General features: G+C 60.6%; 21 protein-coding genes and 2 pseudogenes. 12 read left to right on the top strand and 11 right to left on the bottom strand.

What is annotated here, in order from left to right; all coding sequences use genetic code 11:
- Positions 1-152 precede the first annotated feature (152 nt).
- From RCH11_RS16785 to RCH11_RS16770, 4 genes are all read left to right on the top strand, one after another.
- Complete coding sequence (locus RCH11_RS16785; RefSeq protein WP_327058169.1) at positions 153-419, top strand: hypothetical protein; 267 nt, start codon at positions 153-155, stop codon at positions 417-419.
- A complete protein-coding gene (locus RCH11_RS16780; protein ID WP_327058168.1) occupies positions 382-1,446 on the top strand; it encodes an integrase catalytic domain-containing protein in 1,065 nt (354 codons plus the stop codon). The genes RCH11_RS16785 and RCH11_RS16780 overlap by 38 nt, the downstream gene beginning before the upstream one ends.
- 140 nt (positions 1,447-1,586) lie before the next feature.
- Positions 1,587-1,937, top strand: a complete 351-nt coding sequence (locus RCH11_RS16775; protein WP_327058167.1) for a hypothetical protein — start codon at positions 1,587-1,589, stop codon at positions 1,935-1,937.
- 655 nt (positions 1,938-2,592) lie between these two features.
- The gene (locus RCH11_RS16770) at positions 2,593-2,910 is read left to right on the top strand and encodes a YnfA family protein (protein ID WP_442789063.1); all 318 of its coding nucleotides are present in this window, start codon (positions 2,593-2,595) and stop codon (positions 2,908-2,910) included.
- Positions 2,911-2,920: 10 nt separating this feature from the next.
- On the opposite strand, the gene RCH11_RS16765 is transcribed toward RCH11_RS16770, so the two are convergent.
- Complete coding sequence (locus tag RCH11_RS16765) at positions 2,921-4,450, bottom strand: alpha/beta hydrolase fold domain-containing protein (RefSeq protein ID WP_327058166.1); 1,530 nt, start codon at positions 4,448-4,450, stop codon at positions 2,921-2,923.
- Positions 4,451-4,650: 200 nt separating this feature from the next.
- Here RCH11_RS16765 and RCH11_RS16760 point away from each other — a divergent pair, with 200 nt between their 5' ends.
- The 5 genes from RCH11_RS16760 (at position 4,651) to RCH11_RS16740 (ending at position 10,008) form a co-directional block, all read left to right on the top strand.
- Positions 4,651-5,628, top strand: coding sequence for an alpha/beta hydrolase (locus RCH11_RS16760; protein WP_327058165.1), 978 nt, complete (start codon positions 4,651-4,653; stop codon positions 5,626-5,628).
- Positions 5,606-6,625, top strand: a complete 1,020-nt coding sequence (locus tag RCH11_RS16755) for an ABC transporter permease (RefSeq protein WP_327058164.1) — start codon at positions 5,606-5,608, stop codon at positions 6,623-6,625. Before RCH11_RS16760 ends, RCH11_RS16755 begins: the two co-directional genes overlap by 23 nt.
- Positions 6,626-6,691: 66 nt before the next feature.
- On the top strand, positions 6,692-7,789 hold the full coding sequence (locus RCH11_RS16750) for a sugar ABC transporter substrate-binding protein (RefSeq protein WP_327058163.1): 1,098 nt from the start codon (positions 6,692-6,694) through the stop codon (positions 7,787-7,789).
- Positions 7,790-7,800: 11 nt separating this feature from the next.
- The gene (locus RCH11_RS16745) at positions 7,801-9,342 is read left to right on the top strand and encodes a sugar ABC transporter ATP-binding protein (RefSeq protein ID WP_327058162.1); all 1,542 of its coding nucleotides are present in this window, start codon (positions 7,801-7,803) and stop codon (positions 9,340-9,342) included.
- A gap of 381 nt (positions 9,343-9,723) precedes the next feature.
- Positions 9,724-10,008, top strand: coding sequence for a hypothetical protein (locus tag RCH11_RS16740; protein ID WP_327058161.1), 285 nt, complete (start codon positions 9,724-9,726; stop codon positions 10,006-10,008).
- A gap of 501 nt (positions 10,009-10,509) precedes the next feature.
- Here RCH11_RS16740 and RCH11_RS16735 read toward each other — a convergent pair.
- The 7 genes and pseudogenes from RCH11_RS16735 to RCH11_RS16705 all read right to left on the bottom strand — a co-directional run.
- A pseudogene (locus tag RCH11_RS16735) lies at positions 10,510-10,776 on the bottom strand (transposase); the annotation flags it as partial.
- 29 nt (positions 10,777-10,805) lie between these two features.
- On the bottom strand, positions 10,806-11,792 hold the full coding sequence (locus RCH11_RS16730) for a glycoside hydrolase family 43 protein (protein ID WP_327058159.1): 987 nt from the start codon (positions 11,790-11,792) through the stop codon (positions 10,806-10,808).
- Entirely contained in the window at positions 11,789-13,111 is a 1,323-nt protein-coding gene (locus RCH11_RS16725) for a family 1 glycosylhydrolase (RefSeq protein ID WP_327058158.1), read from the bottom strand. Before RCH11_RS16725 ends, RCH11_RS16730 begins: the two co-directional genes overlap by 4 nt.
- Entirely contained in the window at positions 13,108-13,893 is a 786-nt protein-coding gene (locus RCH11_RS16720; RefSeq protein ID WP_327058157.1) for a carbohydrate ABC transporter permease, read from the bottom strand. Before RCH11_RS16720 ends, RCH11_RS16725 begins: the two co-directional genes overlap by 4 nt.
- A 76-nt stretch (positions 13,894-13,969) precedes the next feature.
- On the bottom strand, positions 13,970-14,908 hold the full coding sequence (locus RCH11_RS16715; RefSeq protein ID WP_327058156.1) for a carbohydrate ABC transporter permease: 939 nt from the start codon (positions 14,906-14,908) through the stop codon (positions 13,970-13,972).
- The gene (locus RCH11_RS16710; RefSeq protein WP_327058195.1) at positions 14,908-16,050 is read right to left on the bottom strand and encodes an extracellular solute-binding protein; all 1,143 of its coding nucleotides are present in this window, start codon (positions 16,048-16,050) and stop codon (positions 14,908-14,910) included. Before RCH11_RS16710 ends, RCH11_RS16715 begins: the two co-directional genes overlap by 1 nt.
- Before the next feature lie 181 nt (positions 16,051-16,231).
- Positions 16,232-17,239 (bottom strand): LacI family DNA-binding transcriptional regulator, encoded by a 1,008-nt coding sequence (locus RCH11_RS16705; protein ID WP_327058155.1) that lies wholly within the window; start codon positions 17,237-17,239, stop codon positions 16,232-16,234.
- 357 nt (positions 17,240-17,596) lie between these two features.
- Between RCH11_RS16705 and RCH11_RS16700 the strand changes: the two genes are divergently transcribed.
- Together RCH11_RS16700 and RCH11_RS16695 are read left to right on the top strand one after the other, a co-directional pair.
- Entirely contained in the window at positions 17,597-18,265 is a 669-nt protein-coding gene (locus RCH11_RS16700; protein ID WP_327058154.1) for an arabinofuranosidase catalytic domain-containing protein, read from the top strand.
- Between the two features lie 475 nt (positions 18,266-18,740).
- Positions 18,741-18,815, top strand: a pseudogene (locus RCH11_RS16695) (hypothetical protein); the annotation flags it as partial.
- 48 nt (positions 18,816-18,863) lie between these two features.
- Here RCH11_RS16695 and RCH11_RS16690 read toward each other — a convergent pair.
- Together RCH11_RS16690 and RCH11_RS16685 are read right to left on the bottom strand one after the other, a co-directional pair.
- Positions 18,864-19,097, bottom strand: coding sequence for a putative immunity protein (locus RCH11_RS16690; RefSeq protein ID WP_327058153.1), 234 nt, complete (start codon positions 19,095-19,097; stop codon positions 18,864-18,866).
- Between the two features lie 195 nt (positions 19,098-19,292).
- Positions 19,293-19,889, bottom strand: coding sequence for a TetR family transcriptional regulator (locus RCH11_RS16685; RefSeq protein ID WP_327058152.1), 597 nt, complete (start codon positions 19,887-19,889; stop codon positions 19,293-19,295).
- 87 nt (positions 19,890-19,976) lie between these two features.
- Between RCH11_RS16685 and RCH11_RS16680 the strand changes: the two genes are divergently transcribed.
- Entirely contained in the window at positions 19,977-20,735 is a 759-nt protein-coding gene (locus RCH11_RS16680) for an SDR family NAD(P)-dependent oxidoreductase (RefSeq protein ID WP_327058151.1), read from the top strand.
- Between the two features lie 136 nt (positions 20,736-20,871).
- On the opposite strand, the gene RCH11_RS16675 is transcribed toward RCH11_RS16680, so the two are convergent.
- Complete coding sequence (locus RCH11_RS16675; RefSeq protein WP_327058150.1) at positions 20,872-21,579, bottom strand: mycothiol-dependent nitroreductase Rv2466c family protein; 708 nt, start codon at positions 21,577-21,579, stop codon at positions 20,872-20,874.
- Positions 21,580-22,001: the final 422 nt, after the last annotated feature.

The following is a 22,001-nucleotide window of genomic DNA, read 5'->3' as shown; positions in this document are numbered from 1 at the left end:
TCTCACAACGATTCGTGCGGAATTGGGCGCCGACTGGCCGTTGACTTGATATTCAGTTTACCTGCCTATCGGCGAATTGCAAGCGAGCGACGAGACTCATCTAAAGTGCTCGCGAAATGGGGTGCGTGCCTCATTTGGTAACTGCTCGCGAAATGTCGGTCATCGCCTGGGTGCTGCGGTGTGCTTGGCAGATGGGTCACACGTTGTCGATGAGCGCGCGCCGAGAGATCACGAAGAAGCACGCGGCCGAGTATGCGAAAACTTCGAAGAAGGCCAAGGGTGTGATGCTTGATCAGCTGGTTGCGACGACGGGCTGGTCGAGGGCGAACGCGCGGCGGGCGTTGACGGTGGCGGTGAAGCCGGAAGGGGTCAGCGAAGGCGGTGAAACGCAAGCCCCGTGGTCGGACGTATGGCTATGACACGCTGAAGCTGCTGGTCCAGGTGTGGAACCTTGCCGGGCGTCCATCGGGGAAGTATCTGGCCGCAACGATGAGCATCTGGCTGCCGAAGCTGGAGCAACATCACGAGCTCGACGGGAAGCGGTTGACCGAGCACACGCGGGCGCAGCTGTTGACGGTGTCCGGGGCGACGATCGACCGGCTGCTGAAACCCACTCGCGATGGTGCTCAGCTGGTGGGCCTGTCGGGGACGAAGCCGGGACCTTTGCTGCGCAACTTGATCCAGGTTCGCAAGGCCGGAGACGAACACGAGAAAGCTCCCGGGTTCGTGGAGGCAGACCTGGTCCTGCACTGTGGCCCGACGCTGCAGGGCGAGTTTGTGCACACGTTGACGGTGACCGACGTGTTTACCGGCTGGACAGAGAACATGGCTTTGAAAAATGGTGCCCACCGGTGGGTGATCGAGGCGATGACGCAGATCGAGGCCCGTCTACCGTTCCCACTGGTCGGGCTGGACACCGACAACGGGGGCGAGTTCATCAATCACGCCTTGATCAAGTGGGCCGGGGACCGGAACCTGTTCTTCACCCGGTCGAGGCCCTACAAATCGAACGATAACGCGCACGTCGAGCAGAAGAACGGCGACGTGGTGCGTCGCCACGCGTTCCACTACCGCTACAACACGACCGTCGAGTTGCAGCTACTGAACGAGCTCTACTTGCTCGTGCGGGTGCGGTTGAACATGTTCACCGCGACGACGAAAGCCGTCGACTGGCGATCGCACAAGCATGGCAAGAAGACGCGCGTCTATGACAAACCTCGCACCCCTTACCAGCGTGTGCTGAAGTCCGGAGTCCTCAGCGCGGAGAAAGTTGCCGAGCTTGACACAGTGTTCGAGGCCACAAACCCGGCAGAACTGACCCGGCAAATCACCGCGATCCAGACCCGCGTCATCACCCTCGCCACAGACAAAACCAGAGCGATCACCGCTGCCGTTTCGCGAGCAAAAACAAATGAGGCAGGGAATCAACTTTCGCGAGCATCTTAACGTGAGGCACTACGGCGAGGACCTGATACCCAGTTCTCTGAAGTCACCCGCGGAAGCCTTTCGTGTCAGATTGGATGAGGCCAGCACCTCAGAGCAAGTCCACCGTCTGATGTACGGCGAGAACCAGGAATACCCCGATCATGTCCAGCTCCTCCCTGTCGGTTCTGCGCGACGAAGGACCCGTGCCCAACACCAGCCCGGGCCCCAGCGCTGGCGACCGCGAGGCGGGCGTGGTCGTCGATGAGCTGGAAGATCACGAATTTTCGGCCCCCACTCAACCCATATTCGGTAAGGATGCCCGCGAAATTCTCGCGCTGCTGAAACTCGAGGGTCTCGACGTGGCGATTGCGGCGGAAGTCCTCGATCGCGCTTCCAGCGTTGATAAAAAGAAGCTGCCCGCCATGATAAGTGAAGCATTCGACCTGATCCGCACGATCCTTCTGCTGACGAAGGCCGACCAGAAGTTCATAGCTGCGGCGATGAAGTTTTAGGTGCGCGAGCTGGAGCGCCGAGGCGCAACTGCAAACCGAACGCCCTCAGTTATGGATCGATGCCATCGCGATTCGATCCCGCGCCTCTCCCACGTTGCCTCGCACAGCTCAGATCCCACCAAGATGGGATTAACCGCGAGCGCAATCGGCAAGGTGTTCAATCGGGTGGGAGTGAAGACGCGCAGATCCACAGCCAATAGCCGGAATACGGGGGGGCTGACCCCATGCTGGCGACGACGAGCCAGCACGGCCTCGCGGACCGTCAAAAATGTTTTATTTCGCCGATGAGCCAATCGGGATCTTGCGGAGCGGAACCGTCTGTCCTCGGCGAAGCGTGACCGGTCATATAACGAGAGGTGACTGTGATTCCGAGGTCGACGGACGCGATGTCCGGTTCGTCAGGTCTGTCAGTTTGGAGAGGCGTTGCGTTTGCACAGCCCTACGATGACGAGTCCCAACATTGGTCAACAGTGAAACACCCTGGGTTTGGCGACCGCCTTTGGATGGCCACACATCGTGCTTGGGGTTCTGATCGGTGCGCTCAATGATGATGCCGCTCGCGCGGTGTGGCGCGCAGCTCGCGCAGATCGATTCGGCATCACCCTCGCTGACGCCAGCCCACCGGTCCCACCGTGTGGCCTACGACAATCGCTGGATGATCATCCTTCGAATTGCCGTCCCTTTCGTCTCAGCTGCCGCCGCTGAGATAGGCGGCGCGTGGCCGATTTGGCAGTCGGTCAGGGAGAACCGACCCTGGTGGTTTGCCAACCTTGGCGCGACGGCGCTCGGTGCTAATGGCTTCATCGCGTCACTGCAGCCCGCAGCTAACTTCAGCCGCGTGCTTGCGGCGTACGGTGGCATCTTCAACGCTGGATCCCTCGCTTGGTGCATTACAATCACGCCCCTACTGTGGCTTGGACTTCAGCAAGCTGATGCTCTCGTCAAGGTACGAGGCCTCGTGATTTTGCCCTAAACGGTTGCGACTAGCTGCTCGCGCGGAGGCTCTTGAGCCACTCAATCACCGGACCGGCGAGGAGTGTCTCGAACTGGTGATCAGCGTGGCTCGCACCCTTCAGAATCCGCACTACGACCTCGGCACCTTTCGCGCGCAGCGCATCGGCGAGGATCATCGTCTGTCGGTACGGGACGAGACGGTCATTTGTCCCGCTCGCGAGGAAGAATGCCGGTAAGTCCGGTGTTCCTTCTAGGTATGTGATTGGATTCGCACGCGCAGCGACTTCGGGTACATCCTGGATCGAAGCTCCGAGAAAACGAGATTCGGGCGAGTTGGCTGGGTTGTGCGCCTGCGCCAGGGGACCATCCCCGCTCGGCGGTTCTGCCGCAAACTGGTCGTCCATGACGAGGAAATCAGATGGGCCGTACCAGTCGATGACGGCTGAGACACTCGAGTCGTCTCCTGGCTCGTCGAATTCAGTAGTTTGCCCGCTCGTGACGCCGAGCATTGCTGCTAGGTATCCGCCGGCAGATCGGCCCCAGGCCGCGATGAAGGTCGGATCAAGGTTCCAGTCGGCGGCGTTCTTTCGAAGGAACGCCGTTGCATGTTTGACATCGTTTATCGCAGCAGGAAAGGGCGCTTCGGAGGAAAGGCGATAGTCAACGGATGCGACGGCGAATCCGGCATCGAGCAGATCGGTGACGGATTCGAGTTCCCACGTCCGATCTCCCATCATGAATGCACCCCCGTGAATGCTCACGATCAACGGGAACGGACCTGGTTTGTTCTCTGGCAGATAGATGTCAAGAACCTGGCTGGGAGAGTCGTTGCCAAAAACGAGGGACACCTTCGGAGTCACCCGCGGAGAATTCCTTGATGATCGCGGCTTGACCTTGCGCGCGAGCTCCCGGATTCCGGACGTGGAGGCGATCCCTCCGTCCCGGAATGTCTCGAGGGTGGAGATCACGCTCCTCATGTGCGATCGCATGGCCGCTTCAGCCGCTTCAGGATCGTGGGCGCACACTGCCTCGATTATTTCAAGGTGTTCGCGCAATGCGACCGCGGGGCGCCCGGGAACCAAGGCGAGTACGAATTGGTGCCGGACGACTTGAGCGTTGAGTTGTTCGAGAATGCGCGTGACTTGTTCGTGGTTCGCGATGCTCCTGAGTGTTGCATGAAGAGTGACGTTCACATCCGAATAGTGGATGACCTCGAATCGTTCGACAGCATCCTGCAACTCCGCAGCCACTGCTCGAAGTCGCGCCACATCTTGGGGCTCGGCGCGCTCGGCGGCGCGAGCGGCGACGAGCCCCTCAAGAACCATGCGCGCTTCGGTGAGCGAGATGGCCTCTTCTACCGTGATCTCTCGGATTCGCGCACCGCGGTTGGGCTGCAACTCGACGAGGCCTTCGGAGGCGAGCTGCACAAGGGCCTTTCGCGCGATGAACCTGCTCGTCCCATAGTCAACGGCCAGCTCTGCCTCGACCAGTCTCTGCCGGGGCGAATATTCACCGCGAAGGATCGCGCCGCGCAAATCACTCAAGATCGCGTCGGACACAGCCGCTCCTCGTCTCCGGCCGCCAGCCGATCCCGGTTAACAATAGTGCTGCCAATTCTGTCAGCAGGATTGGTGGCGCCAGTTCCATAATTCTTGATCCTCAGTCTCCCGCTCACGCTCTTGTCGATACGGAATCAATCGTTACCTATTTTGTCAGTGAAAGTGTTGACAATCTTGTCGACACTAAGGATGATCGTCTTGTGCAATGGCGAACAGGACGGGATCCCCTCAGTGACGAGGCGTGGGCCAAGCTCGACGAGCATCCGCTACCCGACTCGCTCCTGATGAACGGAATCGCCACGAGACTCGGTGTGGTCTACTCGAGCCCGCCTGGCTATCGCCCACTTGAGCTCGATCTGTACATGCCCGACGAGCCGAGCGTCGGCGTACTGGCACGCCGCCCCGCGATTGTGTGGATCCACGGCGGGGCGTTCGCCATGGGTTCGAAGCGTCTCCTTCCGGGCTTTCTGAGTGAAAAGGACTTCTTCGTGCGACTTGCCCGGGCGGGCTTCGTAGTGGCGTCGATCGACTACCGGCTTTCTGCGGAGGCCCTGTGGCCGGCTCAGGTCATTGACGTTCGGGCAGCAATTCGCTGGATGCGGTCTCGAGCGGAGGAACTCGCACTCGACCCGAGTTCCATCGCGGTGTGGGGCGAGTCGGCGGGGGGGAATCTCGCGGCAATCGCTGGAGTTCTCGGATCACAAGAGTTCCAGGGGGATGCGCGGCACGAATTGCCAGAAGTTGCCGCCGTTGTCGACTGGTACGGCCCGACGGATTTCGCTGCCATGGACCGTCAGGCCCCCGCGAACTCCGCAATGCAGCACGACGACGCCGAGTCCCCCGAATCGCGACTACTGGGCGCACCGATCCAAGACGTCCCCGATCTTGTACGAGCAGCCGACCCTGCGTCCTACGTGCGGCGAGACAGCCCTCCCATGCTCATTAGACACGGACGCATCGATCGTCTTGTGCCCTTCGGACAGAGTGAGGCCTTCGCTGCGGCGCTGGAACGGGCGGGGTCAACCGTGAGGTTTCGGCCGGTGGACAATGCAGACCATGTTTTCGGCGGGCATCCCGACCCGTGGATCTTTGTCGAGGAAGCCATTGAGTTCTTGCGCGAGGTCCTGCCCGCGCACGCTAACGAAGGAGCCAGCAATGACAAAGTTGGAACAAACTGAATTGACGCCATCGTCGAGGTTTGCCCCCGTCACCAACCGGTTGCGATGGCTCGTTGGCGCCGATTGGTTCAGCGCGATCTGCGCGTTGGGGGCTCTCGTTGTTGTCGTTGGTGTGCTGCACCCCGCGTTTGTCGGTCCGACTCAGTTGACCAACATTGTCCAACAGTCCGTCTATGTTGCACTGATGGCCGCGGGCATCTCGTTCCTGCTCACCCAGGGCGAGGTCGACCTCTCTGTTGCGGGCAACTATGTGCTGGCCTCCATAACCGCGGCTCTGCTCATTCACAACGGGGTGAATCCATGGCTAGCGGCGGGAATCGCGATCATTCAGTCGGTTATCGTCGGCGCCTTCAACGCCTTCATCGTGCTGGTGATAGGTATCCCATCCCTCATCGCCACTCTCGCGATGGGATGGGTACTTCGAGGTCTTGCCTCCGCGGTCTCTGAGGGAAAGCAGGTCGTGGGCATGCCAATCCACGATTCCTTCTTCGTGATCCTCGGCGGCGGTAGTTTCTTAGGCCTGCCCGTGGCGATTTGGGTACTGATTCTCGCGGTAGTCATCCTTACGGTTGTCTTGAGAGCAACGCCATTCGGCTACCGCGTGCGCCAGATCGGGTCCAATTTGGACGCCGCTCAGTTCGCGGGTATTCCCGTCGGGCGAACAAAGGCGCTCGGCTTCCTGTTGTGCGGTGGGATAGCGGGCGTAGCCGGGATGCTCGGACTCGCGTTCTTCACCAGCGGTGACCCGACGAGCGGCGGCGGTTTTGAGTTGTTCGCGGTTGCGGGAGCGGTGATCGGCGGGAACCCGCTGACCGGTGGCACAGCCACGATCTTCGGAGCGGTGATCGGGGCGATTCTCCTGAACACGGTGAGCGTCGCGCTCGTGTTCTTCAACATTCCGGCGGTGTGGAGTCAGTTCGCAACGGGCGCGGTGATCATCATCGCTGTCTCACTGGATGGCCTTATGCGTCGTCGGCGCAACCGCAACCGACTGTGACCCCTGCTGCACATCCCTCAAGCAGAACCCCCAGCACCATCAATGCTCCAAAGGAGGAGAAGCACTATGAACAGTCACATCAATTCACTATCGCGTCGAGGTCGTCGGGTGACGATCGCGCTAGTGGCGGCCGCTGCGTCCGCTCTCATGCTCGTCGGCTGCTCGACGTCGGCGCCGGCTGGCGATACCGCCAAGAATGCGGCACCGGGCTCGGTCAAGCTTGGGATTGCGTACTGGGAGACTCGCACCTACGCCTTCCAGCTGATGCTCAAGGGCGCTCAGGCAGTTGCCTCGGTCGATCCCGCGATAGACCTGACCTCAGCGGCACCGGATGCGGGCGACCCGTCGAAGCTGCTGCCGTTGTTCCAAGCGATGGCACAAACGCAGAAAGCCGGCATCGTGCTCCAAACGCTTGCCGCTGACCCCTTCTTTCGCCCTGTGCAGCAAATAACCAGCAGTGGAACACCGGTCATCGCGATCGACGCGCCCCCGCCAGCCGACGCAGGAGTTGACCTCTTCATCACCAACGACAACGTTGCCCTCGGCAAGATGCTTGTCGACGAGATCATCAAGGGGATCCCGGTCGACGCCAAGGGCGAAATCGTCATTGGTACCAACGGGCCGGCCGTGCCGCCGCTGATAGCCCGCGTGGAGGGCATGAAGGCCGCTCTCGCTGCCCAACGGCCTGGAGTCACAGTTGTCGGGCCCGTCTCCACCTTCGGTACCTCGGGATCGAGCCAAGAGAACTACAGCGCGTGGGACGGAATCTGGCGCCAACATCCGACGGCCCTCGCATATCTTTCGCCAGCGGCGCAAGATGCTGTTTCACTCGGATTACTGCAGCAACGCAACAAGGTCAAGCTGCTGGCCGGCGGAATGGACCTCGAACCGGGCGCGCTGGAAGCGGTTCAGAACGGGTATATCACCGCGCTGGTTTCTCCCGAGCATTGGCTCAAGGGCTACATCGCGACGAAGCTTCTCGCGGCGCACGCCGAGAAGGGGACAGCGATTCCTAAGGGGATCTGGAACACCGGAGGACTTGTGGTCAACGCCGCGAATATCGCCGCGATTGTCGAGCGTCAGGCGAACGACGGCGCGCTACTGAAGGCTCTTGGTCCGGTCGGCGACGACCAGATTGCTAACTCCACCAAGTACCTGAAGTAGGAAATACACACGTGTATGCCCTCGAGGCGCAGGAGATCCGAAAGAGCTACGGCGGCGTTGTCGCCCTGAACGGGGCAGGCATTGCCGTTCGGCCTGGCTCAGTGCACGCGTTGCTCGGCGAGAATGGGGCAGGCAAATCCACTCTGGTCAAGATCATGACTGGAGCAACCCGCCCCGACTCGGGAACCCTGCGCCTCGATGGGCGCGATACCAAATTTGAATCGACTGCGGACGCCGTCGCGACCGGAGTCGCAATGGTCGCACAAGAACTCAGCCTCTTCCCCCACCTCTCCGTGCTCGCGAATCTATTTCCCATGCGAGAGCCGCGGTGGGGCCTGTTCGTCGACCGTCGGCGGATGCTTGAACGAGCCAAGCCGATCCTTGAGCAATTGGGCGTGACTGCCGACCCGTCGATAAAGGTGATGGAGCTCTCGCTTGCTGATCGGCAGCTCGTTGAAATCGCCAAGGCGCTTGTTGCGCAACCGCGAGTGTTGTTGCTCGACGAGCCGACATCCGCCCTGGAGGGACGCGCGACCGATCGGCTCCTCGGGATTCTCAGAGTATTACGCGAACGAAACGTCGCTGTTGTCTTCGTCAGTCATCTTCTCGAAGAAGTGATGAGCGTGTGCGACGAGGTCACTGTCCTCCGAGACGGCAAGGTTGTGATTCGCGGCGAGCAGATCAGCGACCACACGGTCCCATCACTGGTGCGAGCAATGATCGGGGACAAGCAGATCGCGGCGTACGAGACCGAAACCAGAGGGGTCGCTGAGCTAACAGTCGGCGCAGAATCGGGGCTTCACGCCACAGCGGTGGGACTCGGCGACCGGTTGTCGGAGGTCACCTTCACGGCGAATCCCGGCGAGGTTGTCGGCCTCGTGGGACTCACCGGCTCGGGGCCAACCGAGATGCTTCGGGTACTGGCAGGAATCGAGCGTCCGACATCTGGATCAGTCACGCTTCCTGGGGGGGTCCCCGCACCGCGGGGGCAGCGGCGGCATGTTTCTGCGGGTGTCGCCTACGTTTCTGGCGACCGCCGAAGACTTGGCCTCATGCTTGACAAACCTATCTGGGAGAACATCGTCCAGGTTCGGTCCATGGCGATGGCTCGCGATGGGTGGTTGCTGCGCCAGCCCCGATTGGCCGCTCGTGCTGAGCAACACATGGGACGCTTAATGATCAAGGCGTTGTCGTCATCCGCCCTCGCCGGGTCATTATCGGGCGGGAACCAGCAGAAGGTCGTTCTTGCCAAGTGGCTGGACAACGCGCCCACCACAATCCTGCTTGATGACCCCACTCGCGGAGTTGATGTGGGAGCGAGGGCCGAAATCCACCAGTTGCTGCGAGGTTCGGCCCAGGCTGGCGGTGTCGTGTTGTTGTACTCGACCGACCTCGAAGAACTGGTGACTTCCTGTGACCGGGTTTTGGTTTTCTATCGCGGGTCGATCTGCGCAGAACTTCGGGGGGCATCGAAGAGCTCCCGGGTGATGCTGCAGGTTATGAACACGGGACGAATGCAGGACGATTCGACCATCCCACTGGAGGGACAGTGACAGAGCAGGGGCCTGTTGCACGGTTAGGTGTCATCTGACTTGGCTTGCCTGGGAGGGTGGCCTGGAAGGATGGCATCGTGCCCAAGCCCTATCCGAGTGAGTTCCGTGACCACGTCGTTCGCGTCGCGAGGAAACGTGAATCTGGTGTGACGATCGAACATATCCCGAAAGACTTCGGCGTTCACCCGATGACGTTGCAGAAGTGGTTGCAGCGAGATGTGGTCGACGACGGAGCCAGGCCCGGCCAAACGCGAGCGGAGAGAGCAGAACTGCGTGAAACTCGAAAGCGGATCAGGCTCCTGGAGCAGGACAACGAGGCCCCCGGCGGGCGGCGGCATATCTGTCGCAGGCGAACCTGCCGGGAAAAGGTTCTACCCGCTCGTGAGGGAGCTCGCCGTCTCGGGGATTCCCGGGACAGTGACGTGCCGGGTTCTCAAGCTCTCTCGCCCGCCCCACCACCGGTGGCCGGTGTCTCCGGTCACCGATAGCGAGGTGGTGGAGGCGCATCGGGCGAACGCGCTACTCGACGCGCATCCAGATGACCCGGAGTTTGGGTATCGGCCCCTGGCCGATGAGGCTCGCGATGCGGGTGAGTCGATGGCGGACCGCACCGCGTGGCGGATCGCGTCGGCCAACTGGTGGTGCAGTGCGTTCGGGAAGAAGTGAGCGCGCAACGGCAAGAAGCCGTGACCCGCCGTGCATGACAACCATTGCACCGTTACCGATGAGAACGGTCGCGTCCGGCACGAGTTCACCACAGACGGCCCGAATCAGCTCTGCTTGACGGACATCACCGAACACAAAACCGCTTGGAAGGAAAGCTCTACCTCTGCACGATCAAGGACGGGCGGTTTCAAGGGGCCAGCGCTGCGTTGAGTCATCGTGGGATTTTCGGGGGATTTTCGTTTTTCTGGCCCGAATATGGGTTGCAGCCTGCTGTGCGAGTCACTTGTCACGGCGCAAACATGACTGGGTTTTCTCACCCACACTGGACCGGTGCATCCCGGCTCCGGATCGCCAGTTGGCTAATCAAGTTCGCAACATAATCTGGACTACAAAAGAACCGGTGGTCAGCACCTGCTTTTGCATTCGAAGCGATTCCTCAAGAGAGAGCGGGGATCTCGTTTTTGGACTCATCCGAATCTGCTTCACTCCCCAGATATTTACGATCGTCTGCGTGGCGCGGGTGGCGATTACCCGGCGGACCGGCTCAATCTTCCACGGCGAACTCGACACGAACTTCTGCAATTGCAGAAAATCAACACCCAGACGCTCCGCCATGGGCTGCATCGATTTACGTTTCCCATCGAGCATCAACCCGCGCAAATACAGGGACCCCTTGGCGCGTTGCTCTGCCCTGGGCAAGGACTTGAACACGTCCTCCACGAACCCTTCAAGCTCGGCCCGAACCGCCGCGATATCGACTTCCTTCATTCACGGAAATTAACAGAAACGCGCACCGATCAACAGTCGATACACCGAGATAACAAAGTACTGATACATGGTTCTTGCGGTGAGGATGGGCCCCGGATCGGGCCGCCGACCCGGGGCCCATCCGGTTCGAAGGAGATGAAGTTGAGATGCATGCGCCGCATGGCTACTCCCTCATCCCAGGAGTGGAAGGCGATGATGTCCCTACCGGCGAGATCGCGGGTGAGGGAGTTGTGCCCCGGGCCGATCAGTCCTCCGGTCGTCGATTGCAGCAACCGACCGTCTGCGAGCGGCGCAGGCGTCCATGGGCCGAGGGGTGATCCTGCACTGGCCCATGACACCGCGTAGTCCGGCCCGGTCCAGGCGCCACCGGAATAGGTCATCCAGTACTTGCCCCTCCGGTAAACCACGGATGGTCCCTCGAGCGTGTGCCAGTCGTAGACGCCGCTGTACATCGGGCGCTGCCGTTCATAAATCTGCCAGTCGGCGTTCGGGGCGAGCACAGCGGAGGGTGGTTCGGAGGGCCCGGTGGGTGACCTCATCGGCATGACCGCGAGATGGGTTCCCGGGCGTTCGGACTCGAGCACATCGCGAGCGAAGTAGAGGTACAGAGTGCCATCCTCTGCCCGGAATGGATGCGGGTCGATCGCGAAGGATTCGTTGGGTGTGAGGTTCAGGCCAAGATCGTGAAATGGTCCCAGGGGCGATTCGGATCTAGCGACTCGGAGGTGATGCCCGCGAATCCCGTGTCCGACTGAGTAATACATCCAGTACGCGCCGCCGTCCTGAATGACTTCTGGTGCCCAGTAGGCGTCCCCGAGGGCAGGATCGCCTCTTTCGAGCACCGGCCCGACGGATTTCCATTCGAGTAGATCCGCTGACGTGTAGGCCTCTACGATCAGCTGTGCAATGCCCTGAGCTGCGGGATCTGCCGAGCCGTACGCGATGAAGCTGGCGTCGGGCAATTGCAAAACGAAGGGGTCGGCGAAGTAGGTGTCGATGGCTGGCGCGTCCCTCATGCTGTGCCTTTCGACAGTTGCACGTACTGGAGTGCCGCGGGCGTAACAACCCGGGTGAGCTCGCCGTCAGGCTGTTCTTCGAGACGCACAAGGCCCATGCGGCGCAAGAACGCCGATTTGCCGTCGGCAGGGATGCCGAGCGAGGGCGCCGGGCCGATGAAACTGGTGCCCCCGTCCCCGGATTGGGCAACGATGAACTCTTCAACGTTCGCGCCGTTTGCGGCCCAGGACCAGTCGACGAAGTCGAACAGTGGCCACCAGGTGTATCCACGAATATCGATGCCTTCTTCGACGAGCTGCTTCACCTCGACGACCGAGTCGACGAGCCAACGCGATCGGAGTTCATCGTTGCCCTCGATGCTGGTTTCGGTGAGTGCGATTGGAAGGTTGTACCGATCGGCGAATGCGGTTAGCACCTCACGAAGCCCAGCGGTCCACTGATCGTGCGAGAGCTGGGTTACATTTCGGTGATCACCCCCGAGCCGACGGGGAGTCAGGTCGGGGTAGTAATTCACACCGATGATGTCGGGTGAAGACGGATTCGAGACAAGCCAATGCAGGTCGCCGATCCGTGCACCGTGTTTCAGCAGCCAATGGTGGGCGGGGTGGGCTGGACCCACCCGACCGAGAAGCAGGTCTGTGGCGAGCCAACCGACCATACGGAGCAGTGCCGCGTGGTCTTCGAGCTGAGCGTCGAGGTTGACGACGAGAGTTGCGGCCTCGACGTGGATGATCACAGCCTGAGGATTAGCCTGCCTAATCGCTGAGATCGAGCGAGACATCCCAAGCACCATCGGTATGGCGACCGCGACCCAGCCTCCCCACCCGCTCAGCGCCGGCGGCCACACCCCCCGTAGCCCGCAAAAGGACGCGGTCGTCACTGGCTCATTGAGGGGGGTGAAGTGGTTCACCCACTGGCGATACCGGTCAGCGAAGGCGGCCGCGAACTCCTCGATCGCGGCGGGGTAACCAGGATCGGCGAACGAGTGCTCCAGCCAGACGGGAGTCCCGTAGTGCACAAGATCGACGACGAGGGTGAGCCCGGCCTGCTCAGCGGCAAACGGAATGGCGTCATCCAGCTCAGCCCAATCGAAGACGCCGGGAGCTCGGTGAGCGAGCGGCCAGCTCACGCCGTAGCGAAGACCCTTCGCGCCGAGATCCCGGGCCAGCAACAGGTCAGAATCGCGGTTGGCGTTGTGACCGGTCAACTCGTGCTCGTCTAGTTCATGGGTCACTCCGTCGCGCGGGTAGACGCAGGTGTCTTCGATCCCGAGAATCCACGAGACGGCACCCTCGGCGAACAGCGGATGCTCGGTCACTTGAGACCCGTCGTTGCGACACCCTGAACGAAGAACCGTTGCGCCAGGAAGAAGGCAAGAGCGAGGGGCAGCAGTGAGATCGTGGCACCGGCCAGAAGAACCGCATGGTCGGTAACGTGCTGGCCTCCGAACAGCGTGAGCCCGGCAGGCAGGGTGCGCATATCTGGTGAACTCGTCACGATAAGCGGCCAGAGGAGGTCGTTCCATAGCGTCATGAAGTGGAGCACCGCGAGCGTTGCGAGGGCCGGCTTCGACAGCGGAAGGATGATTCGCGCATAGATGCGAAGGTGTCCGGCTCCGTCGATGCGAGCGGCCTCATCGAGTTCGCGCGGGATGGAGATGAATGACTGGCGTAGAAGAAAGATGCCGAATGCGCTGGTCGCGCGGGGGATAATCAGTCCCTGGTAGGTGTCGAGCCAGCCGAAGTGAAAAAGCTCGATGAACACCGGAATAAGGGTCACTTGGATCGGTACCATCAGTGTCGCGATTACGAGCCAGAACAGCAGTTTCGATCCGCGAAATTTTAATCGGGCGAGCGCGTAGGCGCACATCGAATCGAACAGAAGCAGCAACACGGTCGTGCCGCCTGCGAAAATCAACGTGTTGAGGAGCAATCGAAGAAATGGCAGCTGCTGCCAGATGGCGGTGTAGCCGTGCAGCGTCCAGGAGGTCGGGAACAGGCTCGCGGGATTACCGAAGAGATCAGCCTCGGAACGAAACGATCCCGACACCATCCAGACGAACGGCACCAGGGCGATAACGATCCCGATCGAAATGATCATCCACACCGTTGTTTTGCCAAGACGACGCCGAATCGACCCGCCCCGTGGGGATCGTACTCGGCCGATCGCGCGAAGGTCAGTCGACATCGTTGTACCTAAAGAGTCTGAGTTGGAACGCGGCGATGATCATGATCAGAGCGAATAGCACCCAAGCAATTGCCGACGCGTAGCCGATGTGGAAGTTCTGGAATCCCTCGCGGAAGAGTTGGGTCACGAGTGTGTCCGTGGAAAACAGCGGTCCGCCTCCGGTCATGACATAGACAAGGTCGAAGACCTGAAGCGAGTTGATCGTCAGGATCAGTGTTGTGAAGAGGATTGTTGGCCGGATGGTGGGGATTGTCACGTGCCACGTCAGCTGCCTGGCATTCGCACCGTCGATTCGCGCCGCTTCATAAAGGTAAGCAGGAACCGCTTTGAGCCCGGCGAGCAGCAGGACCATCGTGAATCCGAGGTTCTTCCAAACACTGACGAAGATGACGCTCGGTAGTGCAAGCGAGGTGCTCTGCAAAAAGTCGATCGGCTCCGCACCGATGGTATGAAGGATTCCGCCGACCAGACCGATGTCGGGATCAAGAAGGAATCTCCAAACCAAGCCGATCGTAGTGAGCGCAACAATCGTGGGAAAGAAAAAGATGGAGCGGGTGACCCGGTTGATCCAGGTGTCCCTGGCCAGCGCAGTTGCCAGCAGGTACCCGACAGCGAGTTGGGATGCGACGGAGACAACCGCAAAGGTCGCAGTTACCCTCAGGGCATTCCAGAACAGTTCGTCATGAAACAGTTTGACGTAGTTGCCGAAGCCAACCCACTCCTGGTTCGTTGCGCCGATCTGCCAGTTGAACAGGCTGTACCACAATGATTGCGTGATCGGGTAGACGATAAAGATGAGAATGATGAGCACGCTTGGTGCGATGAAGAACCACGCTGGCTGCAATCGGATGCCGAGTAATCGGAAGCCGTCCCCCCGGCCGCGCGGGCGAGAAGCTCGCGCGGCCGGGGTAACTTCAGTGCTTGTCATTAGCCCCTGCAGCCGGTGATCGCATCGATCTTCTTTGCCGCGTCGGCCGCTGCTTTGGCAACGTCCTCTCCGCGGGTGATCTGCCCGATGAACGGAACGTAGATTTCGGAGTCGACCTGGGTGGCTCCGGTAACTCCCGGGAGGTACAGGCGAGCGGTGGGCAGTGCTGCCGCGAAGGACGAGACAATTGCGTTCCCGCTCAGTTGTGCGTCCGCTCCGAGATCAGTGCGCACCGGCGGGAACCCAGACGCGAGTGCGAACTTCGTCTGCGCGCTTTTACCGGTGTACCAGGCGAGGAATTCCTGCGCCTCTTTCGGGTGCTTTGTTGATTTACCGATGGCGAGCGGAACGGTCGACGCAAGCGTCACAGTGCCATTGACTCCTGCGGGTATGGCGGCCACACCAAAGTCGACCCCGGCCGACTTGAATCCGGCCGCAGCCCATGGTCCGTTGATCTCCATCGCGGCCTTACCCGCACTGAACAAAGAATCGGCTTCGGCACCCGTTTTCCCGACCGGTGCGACCTTGTCTTTTGTTACCAGGTTCGCCCAAGTGGTCAGGCTCGAAACGCTCTTGGCCGAGTCGATTACCGCGCATCCCTTGGTATCGACGATGTCGGCTCCATCCAACCATTGCAGCACCGGCCACATCTGAATCGTCTCGTGGTCGGCAAGAGCCAGCCCGTAGTTACCACCGGCCGTCAGCTTCTTGGCATCGTCCTGGAACTCGGTCACCGTCTTTGGGGCGTCAGCGATACCGGCGGCCGCGAAGGCCTTCTTGCTGTAGTAAAGCTGCAGGGTCGCGATATTCGCCGGCACGGCATAGAGCTTGCCCTTAGCGGTGAAAGCCTTGATCGCTGACGGAGCGAGCTTGTCGACGTTGATGTCAGTTGCGCCGTTGCCCGTCGCCTCAAGAGGCAGGAGGGAGTTCGTCTCCAGGTACTTCGAGATCACATTCGGGTCGAAATTCGGGGTAGCCAAATCCGGCCCCTGGCCCGTAGCCCATGCGGCGGGTAACTTTTGAGCAATGGTGTCCCATGGCTGGACATCCATCGTCACCTGGATATTTTTGTGAGAAGCGTTGAAGTCGCTGATCAGAGCCTCGTAGGCTGGCCGATCACCGCCGGTGAACCCGGTCCACATACTCAATTTGACTGGACCAGAACTGGCCGGGGTTGCGCTGCTGCAACCTGTTAGTGCGATAGCTGCAACAAGACCGCCTGCTACGAGCACCGGTATTTTCCTCATAATATTGCTCTCCTTTGGGCTTTATGGGGTCGTGATTTCTTGGTGGAAGACAGATCGGCCCTGTCTGGTTGTGCGATCAGCATCCGCAGGACTGCCGCTCAACGAGCGTCACCGGGAGGATCGCATGCGCGTCCTGTGGGGTGACGGTGTCGCCAGCGATAAGTCCGAACAGACGTTCGGTCGCAAGCCGCGCCATTTCTTCAACGGGCACGTGCATTGTGGTGATCGAGGGAGACGTGACCCGGCTCAAGCCGAAATCGTCGAATCCGATGATCGAAATCTGGGTGGGTACCGCACGCCCGAGTTCTGTGAGTCGGGTCATCGCACCGAAAGCCATCTCGTCGTTGGCTGCGAATATGCCGTCCACGGTATGGCGGATGGTGCGTACTGCTTCGACGGCAACTCGTCCGGAATCCTCGCTATAGTCGCCGAGCACGACCTCGGCCATAACGTCGTGCCGGTCAGCCGCGGCGATAAAACCGTTTCGACGGTCGATGGCGCTCTGGTGGTCGAGCGGCCCGCTGAGGTGCAGAAGGCTTGTGCGGGAGTGGGCGAGGATCAGGTGCTCAGTCGCCGCATAAGCGGCCGCTTCATCATCGACCCCGACGCTGACGGCCTCCGGAAAGTATGGGAATCGACCAACCAGTACGACCGGTATGCCGCTGGAGAGAAGATCTCCGATGTTGTTGTCCTGCACCGCTGCGCTGGTGACAATCGCTCCGTCTACCGATCCTGAGCGGATTACTCGTTCGTACGCGGCCATACCGTGTGACTCATCCGGGTTGGTCGAAATGATCACCTGGGCGTCTTTTTCGTTGGCAACCTGTGTCACGCCCGTCAGGACGTGCATGAAGTAGGCGTGCCCGAAAACATGCTGACCCGTGTTCGGCACGATCACGGCAATCGCACCGGCAGCTCTCACCCGCAGCGCCCGGGCTGCTGAATTGGGAACATATCCGAGGGTTTTCGCCATCCCCTTCACTCGCAGACGAGTGTCGGTACCAATTCGCGGATGATCCTGCAACGCCATCGAAACGGCGCTAACTGACAGATTAACCTTTTCCGCGATATCGCGAAGTGTCACGCCCGAACGCGCCCTGTTGGGACCAGGCACCACCGTCACCGCCAATCACTCGCTAAATTATGGTCAATCGTTCAAGCACCGATTTGTTGCTTCTAAACCAAATGCTGAATCGTTGTAGCAGACGCTATGCCAATTAATTAGCACTGTCAATCTCGGCCAAGGATTTCGGAAAAAAGTCTTTTCTCATGTAGGAAATTATTTTTCAGCGGTATAGTCAGCGAATTGGTTTGGGTGCGATAGAGCCGGGCTCTATTTTTTTAATGGAGTGCTTTAACGTTAAAGCATTAACGAGCGCATCCTCTCTTATCCAGGTCACCACACGGTCCGAGCAACGTTGCTGAGGGAAAGAAGCACAGGATGAGCACTCGATTCACGTCACCGCGACTCAGAGGGAAAGAAAGACCTTGGCGAATTGCCGCAGCCTCGCTGTTGGGAGCTATCACTCTCTGCGTTGGATCTCTGTTTGGTGGCACCATTGCCGCTCAAGCGTTGACTCCTTTGCCTTGCGATATCTATGGGAGTGCGGGAACGTCCTGTGTGGCCGCCTACAGTTCCGTCCGTGCTCTGTACAAGGGCTACAGCGGACCCTTGTACCAGGTACAGCGCGCATCAGACAACGCGACCTCCAGCGTGTCGGTTCTTGCGGCAGGCGGCTACGCCAACGCTGCCGGACAAGACTCGTTTTGCGCAGGAACGTCCTGTCGGATCACGGTGATATTTGACCAGTCGCCACAACATAACGATCTGACGATAGAGCCGGCCGGGGTGCAAGGGCCTGCGAACGTTGGCGCTATCGCCAATGCTCTTCCCACGACGGTCGCTGGGCATGCGGTCTACGGGATCTTTCTGCCACCCCAGACCGGATATCGCCGCAGCGCGACCTCAGGCATCGCAGTCAACGGACAGCCCGAGACAATGTACGAGGTGGCAAGCGGCACAAACGTCAATAATGGCTGCTGCACGGACTTCGGCAACGTTGAAACCCAGGAAGTGGATACGGGCGCGTCCCACATGGCCAGACCCTGAGCGACGGCACCCTCCTGCGAGCGAACTGCTTAGCATCGAGAGCGGTTGCACACCCCACCAAGCGGCGACGGTGCCATCCCAGGAGCAGAATCCGCCGGTCGGCACCTCTGCCGAGAGCCGCGATAGGCTCACAGCTTGCGCTGCGGCCTCGGCGGGATCCCCGCCGGGCTCGGCGGCGGGGCTGTTCAGGTTCGTGGCGCAAAGACCCGGGGCGAGAGCGTTGACCTTGAAGGATCCGTGCGCGGCTAAAGCCTGTGCACAACCAACGGTGAGAGCAATGAGGGCAACCTTCGAGGAGCGGTATGCCGCCCCAGCCCCACCCATCCGGTAGTCGAACTGCGGGTTCAGCCCAGTCCACACCGGGCCAGCAAATCGGCAACAGGCCGACATCTTGACCGCTGGCGTCCGGAGCGAGGACCTCTACGTCGACCACGATATCTCTTGAGCTCAAGCATCACGACCGAATTTCGACCGCGTGCTTGACGCTCTCGAGGCTGGCGACACTCTCGTCATCAAGACTCTGCACCAGTTCGGGCGATCGACGCAGACGCACGCTTTCGCCGAGGAGTTCCGCGGCCTCGGCGTCGGTCTCCGCGTATTAAATCCGGGCGGCGACGGCGGCAGCATCGCCAGCAGCCGGGGCCGCATACTCCCCGGCTGCGCCAGCCACATCTTTCGCCGCGCGATGCGCATCCCGGGCCGTAACACGCTGCAACGTCGTTCGTTTGGCGCCGTGCGCAAACTCCCAGGCCGACACGATAGTCAACCGCGGCCGCAAATCTTCCGATTTGGCCTGCTCAAACAGGGGAAGCACTGCTTGTGTGCTCGCCACTGCGTATCGACTACAACTCGCAGCTCTTCCATACTCAGCTCGAAGTCACTTTTCCTCATCGGCATGCGTCTACTCTGGCCCATGACCACTCGAAAGCCGGACGGTCAACGCGGCCGGCGTGGAGCCACGCCACGCTATGGCTAAGCGCACTGACGCCGTGTCCGCTGGGGATTGTTCAGGGGGCAATTCTGCCCGTCACAGACGGGATGGAGACGCGATTCGCCTTGCTGCCTCGACGACGAAGCGGCGACGTGCTAACCGCTCCTGCTGGTCGTGGGGTCCTGCGCCGGTGAGCATCTCGGCCAGCTGAGGTACGGTCTGCCACCAGGCGGCCAGGGCGATCAGAGCAAAGACGAGATGTGCAGGATCGATGTCGCGATCGAGTAGGCCGTCACGCTGAGCGGTGGCGAAGCGTGCCACCTTCTCCCGGTAGTGCGTCGTACGCACCTGGGCGTCGGCGGGCGGGCCGTCTTGTAGCCCCTCCCACTGCAGCAGGCGGCCCAGTTCGGGATGGGCCGCGTGGTAGTCGTATGTGGCGCCGGCGAACTCACCGATGTCGTCTAAACCGACCCCGGTGAGTTCGACTGCTACGGCAAGGCGCTCCAACTCCGTCGCCAGCACGAGTCCCCAGAGAGCCTTCTTGTCGCCGAAGTAGCTGTAGAGCCTTTCCTTATTCACACCGGACCGAGCTGCGATCGAGGCCACGGTCGTGCCCTCGAACCCCCGAGCGGCGAATTCCACGAGTGCGGCATCACGAAGCCGACGCTTTGTCCCATCCGTATCCCAGGCCATCTTCAAAGATTACCAACACTTGAGTTGGAGATGAGATGGATCTCTGGTAAAGTTCCAACTACATCGTTGGAGTTGGAGAGGAATATCATGACAGACACTAACCGTCTTCCTGCAGAGGTCCGTTCACCCGGACCGGGCATGGTCGCACTGGTAACTGGAGGAAACAGCGGCATCGGATTCGAGACGGCGCGACAGTTAGTCGATCACGGCGTGACCGTATGGATCGGTGCACGCGACCTCGACAAGGGACAGCGGGCTGCGAATGAACTCGGCTTCGCTGCGCGCGTCGTGCAACTGGACGTCACGGATCCGTCATCGGTCGCCGCGGCCGTTCAGCAGATCGGCGAGCTGGACATCTTGGTCAACAACGCGGGAGTGAATCCTGGCGGCGAAGACATTACCGGTGCCACCCTTGAGCAGCTGCGGACAGCGTACGAGACCAACGTCTTCGGTCTCATTTCCGTCACACAGGGGTTCCTTCCCGCGTTGCAGAGATCGGCGCACCCTCGTATCGTCAACGTATCCAGCGGGACCGGATCACTCACCTGGAACAGCAGCCCGAACCCGCAGTTCGACTGGGAACGGGTGAAGGGTGGCGGCTTGGCCTACCGGAGCTCGAAGACCGCCGTCAACGGCGTCACAATGCTGACAGCTCAAGCCCTCGGTGAGAAGATCAAGGTGAATGCCCTGGCGCCGGGTCTGCGCCTCACCAATCTCATTGCCGGTATGTCCGTCGGCGGTGACCCGGCCGAAGCCGCTACGGGAGCCGTCCGTCTCGCGCTCCTGCCTGACGACGGCCCCACGGGAGCCCTCTGGTCTTGGGATGGCACACGCGCCCCCTGGTAGTGAAAGAACCGCGGGTGTCTGACGAGCCAAGCCAAGCCAATACGGGTTTAACGCCGAGCGCTAAACGTACTCAAATACGATGACCGTTGGACGAACCCTAAGCGGGGTCGTTTCTTCTGCCGCCGCTGCTACCGTGTTAGTTCTCCTGCTTTGCGTCCGTGTCGGCATCGACACCGAATGCGGCTAACTGTGGCGGCTCGCGCAGACTGCGTTTAAGCTCGGCGAAACCCGCGAAGCGCGCCAACCCGACCACATGGTCCCACAGCTCGGCCGCCGCGTCATCGCGTGGCAGTCGGCTGATCACCGGCCCGAAGAAGGCCAAACCGGCGGGTGGTTCGAAGTGGATGATGGGCGTGCCGACGTCTTTTCCCGTCAGCGAGAGCGCCTCGTCCGTCTCCTGCTGAATTTCCAGATCCCATGACTCGTCGTCGAGAGCCTCCGCCAGCCCGAGTGGTAGGCCCGCCTCGGCGAGGATCGGCTCCGCGAACTCACGCGTCCCGCAAAGCTCACGCACCTCACCCTCGGTCCGCTGGTCGTCTGGGTTCGGGGCAGTGTCGAAGATGTGGGCCCCGAAGGCGGCGTATAACGGCGCGATCACCTCGCGCCCGTGCTCCGCTCGCGCCCGGGCAGCTACCCGCAAGAGCCGGAGCCCGGTGGTGTGGCCCGCTTCATACTCCGGAGGGAAGTGCGCGTCGTAGCCGACCTGGGCATTGATCAAGCGCAAAGAGATGAACCGCCAGTCCACGGTGTAATCGCGCTGCTTCTGCACCTGCCTCACCCACTTGCTCGTCATCCAAGAGAAGGGGCAGACCGGATCGAAGTAGAAGTTGATGTCGGCGTCCATGTTTTCCTCCTAGGTCAGGGGCACAGACAAGACTGAGGTTGTGGCTTTTCAATTCAGATGCCAGCAATTCTTCTGAACTAAAGGGCCGCATAGCTCCCGGGGTTGCAGTGGTGGTCGGTGCCAATGCCCAGAATAAGCTCCCGACCACATCTAATCAATCGATCGAGTTGACTCATAGGAAACCTCCGCGTAGTCGTATTCGTTGTCTCAGATGAGGTTCTCCGCTTCGGTGTGGTGTGCGACTCAGGGGTCGGATAAGGGTCACGCCCGTTTCTATGAAGCTGACAATGACGTAGCGGCAGGCTGTGACGAAGAACAAAGCACTCCCGTATCGGGCCGCTTTTCGGGCCGGTAAGAGCCGGATCCTGAATGAAATGGTGGAGCTGACCGGGTTGGTGGAGCTGACCGGGTGGCATCGTGAA

It is taken from the genome of Glaciihabitans sp. GrIS 2.15 (genome assembly GCF_035984695.1).
In the GTDB taxonomy this organism is placed as follows: domain Bacteria; phylum Actinomycetota; class Actinomycetes; order Actinomycetales; family Microbacteriaceae; genus Lacisediminihabitans.
Note: the sequence above shows the minus strand (reverse complement) of the source record. Positions and strands in the feature narration are given on the sequence as shown.